Below are 15,874 nucleotides of genomic sequence, written 5' to 3'. Positions count from 1 at the left end.
AGGCGCCGACCAACTATCGGAGGTAGTCGCCCCTCCGAGGCGTGGCTAGATTGAGCCTGTCCGGCGGGCGATGCGCAGCATCCGCCCTCCCATCCACCACGCAAGGGAGCGCGCCCCGATGAGCAGCCAGATCGATCACCTCCTCTCGGAGACGCGACGTTTCGCGCCGTCGGCCGACTTCGCCGACGCGGCCGTGGGCGCCGCCGATCTCTACGAGCGGGCCGCCGCCGACCGCGAGGGCTTCTGGGCCGATCAGGCGCGCGAACTCCACTGGCACACGCCGTTCACGCAGGGCCTGGACTGGTCGAATCCCCCGTTCGCGACCTGGTTCGCCGACGGCGAGTTGAACGTGGCGTACAACTGCCTCGACCGTCACGTCGAAGCCGGTCACGGCGACCGGATCGCACTGCTGTGGGAGGGCGAGAACGGCGACGAGCGGCGCGTCTCGTACGCCGAGCTCACCGACGAGGTCAAGCGCGTCGCGAACGTGCTGCAAGGGCTCGGGGTCGGTGCGGGCGACCGCGTGGCGATCTACCTGCCGATGATCCCCGAGGCGGTCGCGGCGATGCTGGCCGTCGCTCGTATCGGGGCGATCCACTCCGTCGTGTTCGGCGGGTTCTCGGCCGACAGCCTGCGCGCGCGCATCGACGACGCCGGCGCGAAGCTCGTCATCACCGCCGACGGGGGCTACCGCAAGGGCAAGGTGTCGGCCCTCAAGCCGGCCGTCGACATGGCTCTGGCCGACCGCAACGGGTCGGGCGTGCAGGAGACCGTCGAGCACGTGCTCGTGGTGCGCCGCGGCGGCAACGACGTCGAATGGCAGGACGGGCGCGACCTGTGGTGGCACGAGACGGTGCCGGATGCGTCGCCCGACCACGAGGCGGAGGGCTTCCCGGCCGAGAATCCGCTCTTCATCCTCTACACCTCCGGCACCACCGGGAAGCCCAAGGGCATCCTCCACACCTCGGGCGGATACCTGACGCAGGCGGCGTTCACCAACCGCGTGGTGCACGACATCCACCCCGAGACCGACGTCTACTGGTGCACCGCCGACATCGGCTGGATCACCGGGCACACCTACGTCACCTACGGTCCCTTGGCGAACGGCGCGACGCAGGTGCTCTACGAGGGCACCCCCGACACCCCGCACCCCGGGCGCTGGTGGGAGGTCATCGAGAAGTACGGCGTGACCGTGTTCTACACCGCGCCGACGGCGATCCGATCGTTCATGAAGATCGGCCGCGAGGTGCCCCAGAAGTTCGACCTGTCGTCGCTGCGACTGCTCGGATCGGTGGGCGAGCCCATCAACCCCGAGGCATGGATGTGGTACCGCACGATCATCGGCGACGAGACCGCCCCCATCGTCGACACGTGGTGGCAGACCGAGACCGGCGCGATCATGATCTCCGCACTCCCCGGCGTCACCGAGACGAAGCCCGGCTCGGCGCAGGTGCCCCTTCCGGGCATCACGGTCGACGTGGTCGACGACGCGGGCGAGCCCGTGGGCCACGGCAACGGCGGACTGCTGGTGATCACCGAACCGTGGCCCAGCATGCTGCGCGGGATCTGGGGCGACCCCGAGCGCTACAAGGAGACGTACTGGGACAAGTTCGCCGACAAGGGGTACTACTTCGCCGGTGACGGTGCGCGGCTCGACGACGACGGAGACGTGTGGCTCCTCGGCCGCGTCGACGACGTGATGAACGTCTCGGGGCACCGGCTGTCGACCGCCGAGATCGAGTCGGCTCTCGTCGGCAACGAGGCGGTCGCCGAAGCGGCCGTCGTCGGAGCGTCGGACGAGACGACCGGGCAGGCGGTGGTCGCGTTCGTCATCATCAAGCAGAGCTTCCTCAAGGCGCACCCCGCCGAGGGCCTCGCCTCGACGCTGCGCGGCTGGGTCGGCGAGCAGATCGGCCCGATCGCCCGCCCCCGCGACATCTACATCGTCGGCGAACTGCCGAAGACGCGATCCGGCAAGATCATGCGACGCCTGCTGCGCGACGTGGCGGAGGGCCGCGAGGTCGGCGACACCACGACGCTCGCCGACACGATGGTCATGAGCACCATCTCGGCGCAGGTGAAGTAGCGGACGGCGCGGCCCCGCCCACGCCGGTCGCCCGCACCCACCCCGGGCGCTGAGCCTGTCGAAGCGCCTGGAACGGATGCTGCGGCTCAGGCGAGCGTGAAGATGACCTCGACCTCGACGGGGCTGTCGAGCGGGAGCACCGGCACGCCGACGGCGGACCGGGCGTGACGCCCGGCATCTCCGAACACGTGGCCGAGCAGTTCGCTCGCACCGTTGATGACGCCGGGCTGGCCGGTGAAGGCCGGAACGGACGCGACGAAACCGGTCACCTTCAGCACGCCGGTGATGCGGTCGACGTCGCCGACAGCCGCCGCCGCCGCGGCGATCGCGTTGAGCGCGCAGAGCCGGGCGTACTGGTATGCGTCGGCGGGGTCGACGAGGTCACGGCCTTCGCCGACCTTGCCCGTCGCCGGGAGCACGCCCGAGACGAGCGGGAGCTGCCCCGCGGTGAAGACGAGGTCGCCGGAGACCTTCGCCGGGATGTAGGCGCCGGCGGGCTGCGGGACGCTCGGAAGCTCGATGCCGAGCTCTGCCAGCATGGCGGACGCGGTCATGACGACTCCCCGAACTGCTGGGCGGCGGTGGCCGCAGCATCCAGCCCCGCATTGGCGGAGCCGGCGCCCGTCGGACGCTTGAAGTAGGCGACGAGCCCGCCCTCCGGACCGGTCACCACCTGCACGAGCTCCCAGCCCTGCTTACCCCAGTTGTTGAGGATGGCGGCGGTGTTGTGGATGAGAAGGGGTGTGGTGAGGTACTCCCACGTGGTCATCGCGGCTCCGGAATCGTCGAGGTCGGCGCGGGAATCGCGGCCTACGGAAACGGCGGGGCTGTCGAGCCATCGCCCAGGGTTCTCCCTTACCATCAAGCCTATGCCTGACAAGAAACGGACGCCTACTGGCGCGCTCGGGGGTCTTCTCGGACTCGTGGGCCTCAGCGTCGTCGCGGGTGTGCTCATCACCGCCACCGTGACCCCGGCCATCGCCGTCTCAGGCGCCGCCGCCTCCAGCGCGATCAAGATCTTCGACAACATGCCGAGCTACCTCGAGATCGACGAGCTCATGCTGCCGACCACGATCTACACGAACGGGGGCGATGCCGGCTGGGTGGAACTGACGTCGTTCTACGACCAGAACCGCTCCCCCGTGGCGTTCGACGAGATCAACCCCGTCGCCTACGACGCGATCCTCTCCAGTGAAGACCCGCGCTACTACCAGCACGGCGGGGTCGACCTCATCGGCACCACCCGCGCCCTCCTGAGCAATGCTCAGGGCGGCGCGACGCAGGGCGGATCGTCGATCAGCCAGCAGTACGTGAAGAACGTGCTGATCCAGCGCTGCGAGCGCGACGCGCAGGCCGAGACGGTGACCGCCGACGACGGCACCGTGACCACGGTGAAGACCCGCGACGAAGCGCTTCAGAGCTGCTGGCTCGAGGCGACCCAGGCGTCGGGAGTCGACGGCTACGAGCGCAAGCTGCAGGAGATGCGCTACGCCATCCAGCTCGAGAAGGAGTACTCGAAGGACGAGATCCTGCTCGGCTACCTGAACATCGCCAACTTCGGTGGCACGACCTACGGCATCGACGCCGCCGCCCGCTATTACTTCAACGTGTCGGCCGCCGACCTGAGCGTCGGCCAGGCGGCCACGCTGGCCGGCATCGTGCAGAACCCGAACACGTACCGCATCGATCAGCCCAACAACGAGTCGAACGGCGCCGCGAACGGGTACGCGCAGACGAAGACCCGACAGACCTATGTGCTCGGACGCATGCTCGAAGACGGCAAGATCACGCAGGAGCAGCACGACGCCGCCGTCGCCGAACCGATCACTCCGGCCATCACCCCCGCCCAGACCGGGTGCGCGGCGACCGGAGCCACCGCCTACTTCTGCCAGTACGTCGTCTCGGTCGTGCGCAACGACCCGGCGTTCGGCGCCGAGTCGGCAGATCGCGAGCGCGCCCTGAAGCAGGGCGGCCTGAACATCTACACGACGCTCGACTGGCGCGTGCAGAGCGCGGCGCAGGACGCCATGGCCGAGTACGCCCCCGAGTCGGTGCCCGGCACGAGCTACGGTTCGACATCGGTCAGCGTCGAGGCCACGACCGGTCGGGTGCTGGCGATCGCCCAGAACACGAAGTTCACCGAGGACAGCAATCTGGCCGCGAGCGACCCGGCGTACTCGTCGATCGTCTACGCCGGAACGCAGAAGAACGGCGGGTCCGACGGGTTCTCGGCCGGCTCGACGTTCAAGCTCTTCACCCTGATCGACTGGCTCGAGAAGGGCCACTCCGTCAACGAGTCGGTCAACGGTCGAGACGTGCCGATCAGCCGCTTCACCAACAGCTGCACCGGCAACATCGTGGGCAACACCTGGAAGCCGGGCAACTTCGGTGGCGGTGGCGGCGGCTACGGCACGCCGATGAGCTTCACCGCTCAGTCGCTGAACTCCGGCTACGTCGCCATGGCGTCGCAGCTCGACCTGTGCGACATCGGCAAGGTCGCGGCCCGGATGGGCGTCATGGGCAGCAACGGCGAGCCCATCGAGGTCGAGTACCCGACGCAGATCATCGGCCCCAGCGCCGTCTCGCCCATGGCGATGGCCGGCGCCTACGGCACGGTGGCCAACAACGGCGTCTACTGCCAGCCGAAGGTCATCGACCGCGTCACGAACTCCAAGGGCGAAGAGCTCCCCATCCCGGAGACCACCTGCGAGCAGGTCATCAGCCCCGAGGTCGCCGCGACCGCCGCATACGCCCTGCAGGGCGTCATGACGGGCGGCGGCACCGGCGCGCGAGCGAACACCGGCGACGGCACCGCGCTGATCGGAAAGACGGGAACCCACCAGGAGTGGCAGACCTGGATGGTGGAGTCGAGCTCGAAGGTCGCGACGGCCGTCTGGGCCGGTAACGCGAACGGCACGCTCGACGTCTTCAAGAACAGCTACCGCGGCATCGGCCTGCAGAACATCCGCTACTACATCGCACAGGACGTCCAGAGAGCCGCCAACGCGGCGTACGGCGGAGACGCGTTCCCGCGGCCCGACAACAACCTGGTGCGCCAGGTGCTGCGCGACGTGCCGAACGTGGTCGGCCAGACCATCGACCAGGCGCAGTCGACTCTCGAAGCGGCGGGCTTCTCGGTGCAGGTGGGCGATCCCATCGACTCCGATCAGCCGACGAACATCGTCGCCGGTCAGAGTGCGAACCGCGCAGCATCCGGTGCGAGCATCACGATCAGCCCCAGCAACGGCCAGGCGACGACGATTCCCTCGGTCGCGGGCTCCGCGCCCGCCCAGGCGGTCGCGACCCTGCAGGCCGCCGGCTTCACCCAGCTGTCCGGCAGCTGCACGGTCGATCCTGCTGCTCCCGACGCCGGTCTCGTCTCGGGCACGAACCCGGGTGCCGGGAGCGTCGCCTCGCGCAGCACTGCCATCGCCATCGCGTACACCGCGAAGGCCTGCTGAGTGGCAACACCTGCGGCCAAGGCCGCCCTCACCGCCGTCGCGGCGGTGGGGGCGGTCGGTGCGGGCGCGGCGACATGGGGCATGGGGATCGAGCGCTATCTCTTCACCGTGCGGTATCACGCCCTGCGGGTGCTGCCGCGTGACGCCGATGCCCTCCGCATCCTCCACATCTCCGACGCCCACATGGCGCCGTGGCAGCACCACAAGCAGGAGTGGATCGCGGGCCTCGCTCGACTCGAGCCCGACCTGATCGTCAACACCGGCGACAACATCGGACACCGCGACGGCCTGAGCGGCCTTCGCGACGCCTTCGAGCCGTTCACGGGCGTGCCGGGACTGTTCGTGCACGGGTCGAACGACTTCCAGGGTCCGTCGTTCCGTAATCCGCTGCGCTACTTCACCGGTCCGTCGCAGCGGAACCCCGAGATCGAGGAGATGGACGTCGACGCCCTCGACGGCTACCTGACCGACGACCTCGGCTGGACGCTCATCGACAACGCGGCGACGTCGCTCGAGGTGCGTGGTGTGCGCATCAACGCCTTCGGCGTCAACGACGCCCATCGCGACTGGGACGACCTGGAGGTGCTCCCCGAGGCGATCGGCGAGCTCGGCGAGGCCGACCTCACCCTCGGTGTCACCCACGCCCCCTACCGCCGTGTGCTCGACGAATACGTGGACCTCGGGGCCGACGTCATCTTCGCCGGCCACACGCACGGCGGACAGGTGCGCATCCCCGGCAGCCGTGACGCGCTCGTCGCGAACTGCGACATCCCGCTCGACCAGGCCCGCGGTCTGAGCGAGTGGACGCACGACGGACGCACCGCGCCGCTGAACGTCAGCGCCGGACTCGGCCACTCGATCTACGCCCCGGTGCGCTTCGCCTGCCGCCCCGAGGTCACACTGCTCACCCTCCTCCCGCGCTGACCTCTCCTCCCCAAGCGGGGTTTCGTGCGGGTTGTCCACATCCGCGTTCCGGCAAGGCCCGCAGCATCCGCTCGCATCGCACGATCGACGAACACCTCGTCGAAAGGATGCTGCGATGCCCACCGTGCCCGTCCCCCTCCTCCGTCTTCGCGCCCCCGCGGCGCTCGTCCTGTGCCTGGTGCTCGTCCTCCTGGGCTCGCTGTGGACAGCGCCTCCCGCTCGTGCGGCCGACCAGGGGTCGGGCTTCGGCACCTGGGCACCGTTGTCGGCCCACGGCTGGCACGGCTCGATGCTCGTCGGCGGGGTCCACACCTACTGCATCATCCCGGGGCTTCCCCTGCCGACCGGCGGCTCGGTCGACCACGGTCGCAGTGGCTCGGCGGCGGGTCTCTCGCCCCATCAGCTCGCGGGGATCAACCTCCTCGTGACGAAGTACGGGCAAACGGCCGACCCGGTGCAGTCGGCCGCCGTCGGCTGGGCGGTCAAGTCGATCGCGAATCGAGAGGCCACCCTTCACGCGTGGGGGTATCGCGGCGACTCGCTGGCCGAGGCGGTGCACTGGACCTTCTCGAAGCTCGCCCCCGAGCACAGCGCCGGCGTGGGGTCGCTCGCCGAGGCCTACTACGCCGAGGGGATGGCCGTGACCGTGCCGTCGAGCTCGGCGAGCCTCACGCTGACGACCGACACCGCCGATCCGCGGCGAGGCACCGTGCAGCTCGATGCCTCCGCGGCGGGAACCATCACCCTCACCCACGCCGTGTTCGCCGACACGGGCTCGCCCGAGCGCGCCGACGCCGCCCCCGGCACCGCGTACGCCATCGTCGCGACTCCGCCGACCGACGACGGCGCACCCTTCAGCGTTCACGCGAGGGCACACGGATCGGCGGGGTTCGCCCCGGCCGTCCGCCACTTCACGACTCCCGGCGGTCAAGACACGGCGGGACCCGGGGGCCACATCGAGTTCACCGCCGAGGCGACGGACGCTGCGCCCCGCCCGGTCGTCTTCACCCCCGGTCTGACCACCCGGGTCGCCGAGCCGGAGATCGAGGGCGGTCCCTTCGTGGACGACGTGACGCTTTCACCCATCGAGGGTGCGTGGCCGCGCGCGGCCGACGGTACGTTCGTGGTGCTCCGCGCCACCGCTCAGGTCTACCGCACCGAGGCCGTCCTGCCCGAGACCGAGGCCGTCCCCGCAGACGCGGAACACGTCGGCGATCTCGCGCTGGAGAGCGATCCGGCGACCGGGCCCGGGGTCTACCGCGTCACCTCCGAGTGGGAGCTGCCCGGCCCGGGCGTCTATACGGCCGTCTGGCGGATCGACTCGGCCGAGCAGGATCCCGCGACCGCCCCGCACCTGCGCCCCGGGTTCTCGTGGACGGAGAACTTCGGTGTCGCCACGCAGATGGTGACCGTCACGGCTCCTCCCCCGCCAGAGCAGCCGACGCCCGAGAAGCCCCCGGTGGCGCAGCCGCCCGTGGAGCCCTCGCGCACGCTGGCCGCGACAGGAAGCGACGGTCTCACTCCGCGCATCGCCGGAGCCGGTGGCGCCGCCCTGCTGCTCGGAATCGCCCTCCTGGCGCATCTGCGACAGCGGCGGCGAGCGACGGCGTCTCTCTGACCTCCCAGAACCCCGCCGTCCGCCGATGCGCTCCCCCACGCCATCGGCGGGCGGTCGGTCATCTCCTCGCGCCCACGGTTCGAACCATCCCTCCGAACGGGGTAGACTCGTGTGGTTGCTCCGGGGTGTGGCGCAGCTTGGTAGCGCGCGTCGTTCGGGACGACGAGGCCGCAGGTTCAAATCCTGTCACCCCGACTGAATATCATGAGCGAGAAGGCTCCGTCGCCTGACGGAGCCTTCTTTCATTCCTTGGACGTCTCGTACAGGAGCCCCGTGCCCGACATCACGCCCCGCCTCGTCGCCTTCGACCTCGACGACACCCTCGCCCCCTCGAAGACCGCGATCGACCCGCGGATCGGCGAACTGTTGATCGCCCTCGCCGAGCGGGTGGAAGTCGCCATCATCTCCGGCGGGCAGCTCGCGCAGTTCCGCACGCAGGTCGTCGAGCGGCTGCCCGCAGCATCCGCCGATCTACTCAGCCACGTGCACCTGCTGCCGACGTGCGGCACCCAGTACTACCTCCTCACGCCGGCCGGTATCGAGACCGTCTACGCGCATTCTCTGACCGACGACGAGAAGACCCGCGCCCTCGCCGCGGTCGAGGAAGAGGCCAAGCGCCTCGGTCTGTGGGCCGGCGAGACCTGGGGCGACATCCTCGAAGACCGCGGATCGCAGATCACGTTCTCCGCGCTCGGACAGAAGGCCCCGCTCGACGCCAAGAAGGCGTGGGACCCGACCGGCGAGAAGAAGAACACCCTGCGCGAAGCGGTCGCCGCACGCATCCCCGACCTCGAGGTGCGCTCGGGCGGGTCGACCTCGATCGACATCACCCACCGCGGCATCGACAAGGCCTACGGCATGAACCAGCTCGCCGACGCCACCGGCATCCCACTCGACGACATGCTGTTCATCGGCGATCGCCTCGATCCCGACGGCAACGACTACCCCGTGCTCGCGATGGGCGTCGAGTGCCACGCGGTCGAGGGCTGGGAAGACACCGCCGAGTACCTCGAGGCCCTCATCCCCACGCTCCCCGTCCGCTGAGAGGCCCGTTCAGGCCGTGACGGCCTCGGCGTAGTACCCCGCGATGTGCGCTCGCACGAGCCGCTGCGCCTCCTGGGCTTCGCCGCGCTCGACGGCGCCCACGATCGCGCGGTGCTCGCGCACCAGCCGCGCGGCGGTCGCGTCCCAGTCGGTCACGCGGAGGGCGCCCGCCTCGACGTAGGCGTCGATCGCGGTGCGCAGACCCACCATGATGGCGGTGACGACGGCATTTCCGGAGGCCTCCGACAACGCGACGTGGAACGCCCGGTCGAGCGCGAGGAACTCGGCGACCGGCAGCTCCGGCCCTTCCATCTCGTGGAGGGCGGCGTGCACCTGGGCGAGGTCGGGCTCGTCGGCGGCGGCGAGCGCCTCCACGACGGCCGACTCGAGGGTGACGCGCGTGCTGACGACGTCGGCGATGTCGAACCCGTTGGCGGCCACCTGCAGCCGCAGCAGCGCCGACAGACCACCGCGAGGGGTCGCGACGATCGTCACGCCCGACGTCGGCCCCGATCCCGTGCCGGTGCGCACGAGCCCCAGCACCTCGAGCACGCGGATGGCCTCGCGCACGCTCGAGCGTCCGACGCCGAGCTGCACGGAGAGGTCGCGCTCGGGAGGGAGCCGGTCCCCCGGGCCGAGACGACCGGCGAGCAGATCGCCCTCGATCTTCTCGAGCACGACCTGCCACGCGCGCGGTGCGGTGTTCGGCATCTTCACCTCCGGAGGAGTCCCCACGATAGCCCGCGGGCGGGGCGGGCAGGAGCGTGAGACGCGCGGATCGGCCGAGACGCCGCGCCTGGCGGTGCGTCTCGGCCGATCCGCGTGTCTCAGGCGGTGGTGGTGCTGTAGCCCTGGGGGTTCGTGCTCTGCCAGTTCCAGTAGTCGCGGCACGCGTCGTCGATGCCCAGCCGCGTACGCCAGCCGAGGTCGCGGGCCGCCTTCGACGGGTTGCAGTACGTCGCGGCGACGTCGCCCGCGCGACGCGGCAGGATCTCGGTCGGCAGCTCGTGACCCACCGCCGCCTCGAACGAGGCGATCAGCTGCAGCACGCTCACGGGGATGCCCGTGCCGAGGTTGTAGATCGCGAAACCGGGCTCGGCCTTCTCGAGCGCCGCGACGTGGCCCTCGGCGAGGTCGACGACGTGGATGTAGTCGCGCAGGCCCGTGCCGTCAGGGGTGTCGTAGTCGTTGCCGAAGACGCCGATGCGATCGAGGGTGCCGATCGCGACGCGCGAGACGTAGGGCATGAGGTTGTTGGGGATGCCCGAGGGGTCTTCGCCGATCAGACCGCTCGGGTGTGCCCCGACCGGGTTGAAGTAGCGCAGCACGGTGACGTTCAGCTCGGGGTTCACCCGGGCGACGTCGGCGAGCACGACCTCGTTCATGCGCTTGGACTTGCTGTACGCGTTCGAGAGGTCGACGCTCGTGGTCGACTCCTCGGTGAACGGCAGGTCGGCGGGGTCGGAGTACACGGTGCCGGTGCTCGAGAAGACGAACGAACGGATGCCGTGGGCCACCCCGGCGCGCAGAAGAGCGAACGTGGTGTCGAGGTTGTTGGAGTAGTACTTCAGCGGCTGCTGCGTCGACTCCCCCACGGCCTTGAACGCGGCGAGGTGGATGACCGCGTCGATCGGGCCGTGCTCGGCGAAGACGGCCTCCACGACCGCGTCGTCGGCAGCATCCCCCACCACCAACGGGGCGGACGCGCCGGTGATCTGCTCCACGCGGGCGGCGGCGACCGCCTGGGTGCCCGAGAGGTCGTCGAGCAGGACGACCTCGTGGCCGGCTTCGAGAAGGGCTACCGCCGTGTGGGTTCCGACGTAACCGGCACCGCCGGCAAGGAGTACGCGCATGCCTCCAGGCTACCGACTTGCGGCGGTCGGCTCGCGTCGCTCAGCGCCCGTCGAGCCGCCCGCCGGACTCGGTCAGATAGCAGACGGCGCACATCGACTCGTAGGTGACCTCACCGGTCGTCAGCCCCTGATCGATCGCCACCTGATCGCCGTCGAACACGAAGCGGCCGTCGATCAGCCGCGCGTTGAAGATCGCCTTTCGCCCGCAACGGCAGATCGTCTTGAGCTCCTCGAGACTGTGCGCGAGTTCGAGAAGGCGCGCGGAGCCCGGGAAGGCCTCGGTGCGGAAGTCGGTGCGGATGCCGTAGGCCAGCACCGGGATGTCGTCGAGCACTGCGATGCGCAACAGGTCGTCGACCTGCCCGGGCGTCAGGAATTGGGCCTCGTCGACGAGGAGGCACGCTATCGGGGCGTCGCCTGCCGCGGCGCGGAAGGACTCCCGCGCGTCGGCACCGGTCGCCACCAGGAAGTCGACCGTGCGCGAGACGCCGAGACGGCTCTCGATCTGGTCGGCGCCCTTCGTGTCGATCTCGGGCTTGGCAAGGAGCACCCGCTGCCCGCGCTCCTCGTAGTTGTACGCCGCCTGCAGGAGCGCGGTCGACTTGCCGGAGTTCATCGCCCCGTAGCGGAAGTAGAGCTTGGCCACAGCCCGTGTCAGACCGAGATCGAGAGCACGCCGGCGGTCTTCGCGAGCTCCTCGCGTGCGACCTCGGGACGCGTGTTGAGCGTCTCGCCGTAGCTCGGCACGAGCTCCTTCAGACGCGGCTCCCAGCGAGCGATGTCGTCGGGGAAGCAGGTCTTGAGCAGCCCGAGCATGATCGACACGGCGGTAGACGCACCCGGTGAGGCCCCGAGCAGACCGGCGATCGAGCCGTCCTTCGCGGTGACGACCTCGGTGCCGAACTGCAGCACGCCGCCCTTCTTCGGGTCGCGCTTCATGACCTGGGCGCGCTGGCCGGCCGCGAGCAGCTCCCAGTCCTTGCCCTGCGCCGAGGGCACGAACGTCTTCAGGCTGTCGACCTTCCGAGCGTGGGTCTTCAGCAGCTCGCCCACGAGGTACTTGATGAGGCCCGGGTTGTCGATCGCGACCTTCAGCATCGGCAGCAGGTTGTGCGGCCGCACCTGCGAGACGATGTCCCAGGGCGAACCGTTCTTCAAGAACTTCGGGCTGAACGTCGCGAACGGGCCGAACAGAAGCGACGTCTGTCCGTCGACGACGCGGGTGTCGAGGTGCGGCACCGACATCGGCGGAGCGCCGACCGACGCCTGCGAGTAGACCTTCGCCTTGTGCTGCGCGACGAGCGCGGGGTTGTCGGTCTTCAGCCACTGCCCGCCGATGGGGAAGACTCCGTAGCCCTTGATCTCGGGGATCCCCGAACGCTGCAGAAGCTTCAGGGCCCAGCCGCCCGCACCGACGAAGACGAACTTCGCGGTGATCTGACCGGGCGTGCGGCCCAGGGTCTCACGGGTGGTGACCCGCCAGCCCCCGTCGCCGTCGCGCTTGAGCTTGCGCACCTCGCGGTTCGTGACGACCTCGACGCCCTTGTCCTTGAGATTCGCGAAGAGCTGGTGGGTGAGCGACCCGAAGTCGACGTCGGTTCCGGCCGGCACGCGGGTCGCGGCGAAGGGCTCGTCGCTCTTCAGACGCTTCTTCATCAGCAGCGGCGCCCACTGGTTGATGACACGCGAATCCTCGCTGAACTCGATGCCCTCGAACAGCGGCTGCGTCTTGAGCGCCTCGTAGCGCTTGCGCAGGTACTCGACGTCCTTCTCACCGCGGACGAACGTCATGTGCGGGGTGGCGTTGATGAACGTCGAGGGGGCGTCGAGCTCGCCCTTCTCTACGAGCGACGACCAGAACTGCCGGCTCTGCTGGAACTGCTCGTTGATCGTGATCGCCTTCGCGGGGTCGACCGAGCCGTCGGGCGCTTGCGGCATGTAGTTCAGCTCGCACAGCGCGGCGTGCCCGGTGCCCGCGTTGTTCCACGCGTTCGAACTCTCCAGCGCGACGTCGCTCAGCCGTTCGTAGACGGCGATCTTCCAGTCGGGCTGGAGTTCTTTCAGAAACGTGCCCAGGGTGGCGCTCATGATGCCGCCACCGATGAGCAGCACGTCGATGTCTTGGCTCACCAGGCAATCCTAGGCGCGATTGAGGGGGCCCAATCGCGAGTGCGCACGGCCTCGAACAATCAGGCGTGGGCGCCCAGGCGCTCGGCGACGAGCTCGGCGATCTGCACGGCGTTGAGCGCCGCGCCCTTGCGGAGGTTGTCGTTGCTGATGAACAGCACGAGACCCTTGCCCTCGGGGGCGGACTGATCCGCACGGATGCGTCCGACGTAGCTCGGATCGGTGCCGGCCGCCTGCAGCGGCGTGGGCACCTCCTCGAGCTGCACGCCGGGTGCGCTCGCGAGCAGCTCGCGTGCGCGGTCGGGCGTGATGTCGCGCGCGAACTCGGCGTTGATGCTGAGCGAGTGCCCCGTGAAGACCGGCACGCGCACGCAGGTGCCCGCGACCCGGAGGTCGGGCAGTTCGAGGATCTTGCGGCTCTCGTTGCGGAGCTTCTTCTCCTCGTCGGTCTCGTTGTCGCCGTCGTCGACGAGGTTGCCGGCGAACGGGATGACGTCGAAGGCGATCGGGGCGATGTACTTCTCGGGCTGGGGGAAGTCCAGCGCCGAGCCGTCGCGGACGAGGCGCTCGACGTCGCCCTGCGCGAGCACGCCCTCGACCTGGCCGAGCAGTTCCTGCGCGCCGGCGAGCCCCGAGCCGCTGACGGCCTGGTAGGTGCTGACGATCAATCGCTCGAGGCCGGCCTCGGCATCCAGCACCTTCAGCACCGGCATCGCGGCCATCGTGGTGCAGTTCGGGTTGGCGACGATGCCCTTCTTCGCCTCGTCGATCGCGTGCGGGTTGACCTCGCTGACGACGAGCGGAACCTCGGGGTCCATGCGCCAGGCGCTGGAGTTGTCGATGACGAGGGCACCGGCCTCGGCGAAGCGGGGCGCGTGCGCGCGGCTGCCGGTCGCGCCGGCCGAGAACAGCGCGACGTCGATGCCCGACGGGTCGGCCGTGGCGACGTCCTCGACGATGATGTCGTGCCCGCCGAACTCGATCGAGGTGCCGGCAGAACGGGCCGTCGCGAACAGGCGCAGGTCGCGAATCGGGAACGAACGCTCGATGAGGATCTCGCGCATGACGGTGCCGACCTGGCCGGTGGCGCCGACGATGGCGAGGGAGATTCCGGAATCGGAGATGCGGGTCATGGCGTTCCTCGGGTGCTGCTCGGGTCGGTTTCCGCGATTCTATCGGCGCGGCGGGCGACATCGCCGGTCGCGGGCGTAGGAGAAGCGCCGGAGGTAGGAGGATTCCGGCCGGATCGTCCTCCGCCGGGCGCTTCTCCTGCGTCGAGAACGCGGGTTGATGGACGATCGTTACATTCCGGGCGGGATCTCGCGCGGGGAGCGGGATCCGACGCCTCGCGAGCGGCCTGCGCCATGTTTCCGTTCTGTAAAGGATGCGGCGCAGAGGCCGCCTTTGTCGAAGAGGGCCTCCTCAGCGCCGATATCCTGACGCCCGGACCAGCGTTGCCACCACCCCCGGCGAACCCATCGTCCGCTTCCCCTCCCGGCGTCCCCCCGAACGCCCTTCTCTGCGAGGAGTCCTTGTGCCCGCGAGCCTGCAATCCCTTCCCGGCCTGCCCCTGTGGGACGGAGACCGCACCCGCGGCACCGCCACCCTCTCGTGGCAGGGCGACCGCATCACCGCCGTCGAAGAGACCGCCCCCGGCGCGTCCGAGTACAGCGTCGTCCCCGGCCTCGTCGACACGCACGTGCACCTCGACTCGTCCGCGGGGGCGCCGGCGAACGACTGGCTCACCTGGCCGCTCATCACCCCCGCCTCCGAGCGGTCGCTGCACGTCGTCTCGCACGCGCGCCGTGCCGCCGCATCCGGCGTCACGACCCTCCGCGACCTGGGCGGCGGCGAGGTGCAGTTCTCGGCTGCGCGCGCGCTCGCGGCCGGCATCATCCCCGGCCCGCGCCTGCTCGTGCACGGCCCGGTCGGCATGACCGCCGGCCACGGCGACCTGTTCACCCCGCCGCACTACGCGCACCGACCGCCCGTCGCCGACTCCCCCGACGAGTGCCGTCGTCTCGTGCGCCAGTGGGCGCGCTCCGGTGCGGACGGCATCAAGATCTACACGAGCGGCGGAGTGCTCTCGATGGGCGACAAGGTCGGCTGGCGCAACCAGACCGAGGCCGAGATCGCCGCGACCGTCGACGAGGCGCACGCGCTCGGCATGCTCGTCGCCGCTCACACGCACACCGCCGAGGGCGTCGACATCGCGCTGCGCTTCGAGGTCGACTCGATCGAGCACGGCACCGGCATCCTCGAGCGCCACTGGCACACGCTGCTCGAGCGCAACATCCCCGTCGCCCCCACACTGCTGATCAACGACGCCATCGCCGATCGCAAGATCCCGGTCAGCGACGACGCCGCCGAGAAGGGCCGCGCCGTCGTCACCGAACGCGACGCCAACTTCACCGGCGCCGCGGCCGCCGGCATCCGTTTCGTGCTCGGCACCGACGCGAACGGCGTGATGGTGCGCTTCGGCGACCAGCTCGAAGAGCTCCGCCTCATGAAGCAGTCGTTCGACTGGACCAGCGAGCGCGCCATGCGCGCGGGCACCTCGGATGCTGCGGACGCCATCGGCCTCGCCGGCAAGGTCGGCCGCCTCCAGCCCGGCCAGGGCGCCGACTTCCTCGTCGTGCGCGGAAAGCCGTGGGAGGACATCGACGACCTCACCGCCGACAACATCGTCGCCGTCGTCGCCCGCGGTGAGCTGATCGCCGGCGCACTGCCCGCGTGACCCCGAGATCCCGCACCACTTGAC

Annotated in this window: 13 protein-coding genes and 1 tRNA gene; 7 read left to right on the top strand and 7 right to left on the bottom strand. The window is 69.8% G+C overall.

Features of this window, described 5'->3' with window-relative positions:
- The first annotated feature begins 118 nt into the window (after positions 1-118).
- Entirely contained in the window at positions 119-2,086 is a 1,968-nt protein-coding gene (gene acs, locus FVP77_RS01780; protein WP_147892979.1) for an acetate--CoA ligase, read from the top strand.
- An 86-nt stretch (positions 2,087-2,172) separates the two neighbouring features.
- On the opposite strand, the gene FVP77_RS01775 is transcribed toward acs, so the two are convergent.
- A complete protein-coding gene (locus FVP77_RS01775) occupies positions 2,173-2,640 on the bottom strand; it encodes a RidA family protein (protein ID WP_147892978.1) in 468 nt (155 codons plus the stop codon).
- Positions 2,637-2,855, bottom strand: a complete 219-nt coding sequence (gene sp36, locus FVP77_RS01770) for a Sp36 family protein (RefSeq protein ID WP_116647906.1) — start codon at positions 2,853-2,855, stop codon at positions 2,637-2,639. The genes FVP77_RS01775 and sp36 overlap by 4 nt, the downstream gene beginning before the upstream one ends.
- 100 nt (positions 2,856-2,955) lie before the next feature.
- On the opposite strand from sp36, the gene FVP77_RS01765 reads away from it, so the two are divergent.
- From FVP77_RS01765 to FVP77_RS01745, 5 genes are all read left to right on the top strand, one after another.
- Positions 2,956-5,547, top strand: a complete 2,592-nt coding sequence (locus tag FVP77_RS01765; protein ID WP_147892977.1) for a transglycosylase domain-containing protein — start codon at positions 2,956-2,958, stop codon at positions 5,545-5,547.
- On the top strand, positions 5,548-6,471 hold the full coding sequence (locus FVP77_RS01760; RefSeq protein WP_246133935.1) for a metallophosphoesterase: 924 nt from the start codon (positions 5,548-5,550) through the stop codon (positions 6,469-6,471).
- Positions 6,472-6,586: 115 nt separating this feature from the next.
- Positions 6,587-8,089, top strand: coding sequence for a hypothetical protein (locus tag FVP77_RS01755; RefSeq protein WP_147892976.1), 1,503 nt, complete (start codon positions 6,587-6,589; stop codon positions 8,087-8,089).
- A 121-nt stretch (positions 8,090-8,210) separates the two neighbouring features.
- Positions 8,211-8,284, top strand: a tRNA-Pro gene (locus FVP77_RS01750).
- A gap of 78 nt (positions 8,285-8,362) precedes the next feature.
- Positions 8,363-9,133: an HAD-IIB family hydrolase gene (locus FVP77_RS01745; protein ID WP_246133934.1), complete on the top strand. Its 771-nt coding sequence runs from the start codon at positions 8,363-8,365 to the stop codon at positions 9,131-9,133.
- A gap of 9 nt (positions 9,134-9,142) precedes the next feature.
- Here the strand turns inward: FVP77_RS01745 and FVP77_RS01740 are convergent, their stop codons facing one another.
- The 5 genes from FVP77_RS01740 to FVP77_RS01720 form a co-directional block, all read right to left on the bottom strand.
- Positions 9,143-9,844 (bottom strand): FadR/GntR family transcriptional regulator, encoded by a 702-nt coding sequence (locus tag FVP77_RS01740; RefSeq protein ID WP_147892974.1) that lies wholly within the window; start codon positions 9,842-9,844, stop codon positions 9,143-9,145.
- Between the two features lie 116 nt (positions 9,845-9,960).
- Positions 9,961-10,986, bottom strand: coding sequence for a UDP-glucose 4-epimerase GalE (gene galE, locus FVP77_RS01735; protein WP_147892973.1), 1,026 nt, complete (start codon positions 10,984-10,986; stop codon positions 9,961-9,963).
- Between the two features lie 40 nt (positions 10,987-11,026).
- The gene (locus tag FVP77_RS01730) at positions 11,027-11,632 is read right to left on the bottom strand and encodes a thymidine kinase (RefSeq protein ID WP_147892972.1); all 606 of its coding nucleotides are present in this window, start codon (positions 11,630-11,632) and stop codon (positions 11,027-11,029) included.
- An 8-nt stretch (positions 11,633-11,640) separates the two neighbouring features.
- Complete coding sequence (gene mqo / locus FVP77_RS01725) at positions 11,641-13,074, bottom strand: malate dehydrogenase (quinone) (protein ID WP_246134045.1); 1,434 nt, start codon at positions 13,072-13,074, stop codon at positions 11,641-11,643.
- 101 nt (positions 13,075-13,175) lie between these two features.
- On the bottom strand, positions 13,176-14,246 hold the full coding sequence (locus FVP77_RS01720; protein ID WP_147892970.1) for an aspartate-semialdehyde dehydrogenase: 1,071 nt from the start codon (positions 14,244-14,246) through the stop codon (positions 13,176-13,178).
- A 401-nt stretch (positions 14,247-14,647) separates the two neighbouring features.
- Between FVP77_RS01720 and FVP77_RS01715 the strand changes: the two genes are divergently transcribed.
- Positions 14,648-15,850 carry a metal-dependent hydrolase family protein gene (locus FVP77_RS01715; protein ID WP_187266776.1) on the top strand — a complete coding sequence of 401 codons (1,203 nt, stop codon included), beginning with the start codon at positions 14,648-14,650 and terminating at the stop codon, positions 15,848-15,850.
- Positions 15,851-15,874 lie beyond the last annotated feature (24 nt).

Origin of the sequence: Microbacterium hatanonis (assembly GCF_008017415.1) — a bacterium.
Classification (GTDB): domain Bacteria; phylum Actinomycetota; class Actinomycetes; order Actinomycetales; family Microbacteriaceae; genus Microbacterium; species Microbacterium hatanonis.
The sequence above is the reverse complement of the archived record's forward strand: the minus strand, read 5'-3'. Positions and strand labels throughout refer to the sequence as shown.

What these genes read in the sequence shown, in the direction of transcription:
- mqo (WP_246134045.1), bottom strand. Translation starts at nt 13,074, where the DNA reads ATGAGCGCCACCCTGGGCACGTTTCTGAAAGAACTCCAGCCCGACTGG.
- sp36 (WP_116647906.1), bottom strand. Translation starts at nt 2,855, where the DNA reads ATGACCACGTGGGAGTACCTCACCACACCCCTTCTCATCCACAACACC.
- galE (WP_147892973.1), bottom strand. Translation starts at nt 10,986, where the DNA reads ATGCGCGTACTCCTTGCCGGCGGTGCCGGTTACGTCGGAACCCACACG.
- FVP77_RS01775 (WP_147892978.1), bottom strand. Translation starts at nt 2,640, where the DNA reads ATGACCGCGTCCGCCATGCTGGCAGAGCTCGGCATCGAGCTTCCGAGC.
- FVP77_RS01720 (WP_147892970.1), bottom strand. Translation starts at nt 14,246, where the DNA reads ATGACCCGCATCTCCGATTCCGGAATCTCCCTCGCCATCGTCGGCGCC.
- acs (WP_147892979.1), top strand. Translation starts at nt 119, where the DNA reads ATGAGCAGCCAGATCGATCACCTCCTCTCGGAGACGCGACGTTTCGCG.
- FVP77_RS01740 (WP_147892974.1), bottom strand. Translation starts at nt 9,844, where the DNA reads ATGCCGAACACCGCACCGCGCGCGTGGCAGGTCGTGCTCGAGAAGATC.
- FVP77_RS01765 (WP_147892977.1), top strand. Translation starts at nt 2,956, where the DNA reads ATGCCTGACAAGAAACGGACGCCTACTGGCGCGCTCGGGGGTCTTCTC.
- FVP77_RS01755 (WP_147892976.1), top strand. Translation starts at nt 6,587, where the DNA reads ATGCCCACCGTGCCCGTCCCCCTCCTCCGTCTTCGCGCCCCCGCGGCG.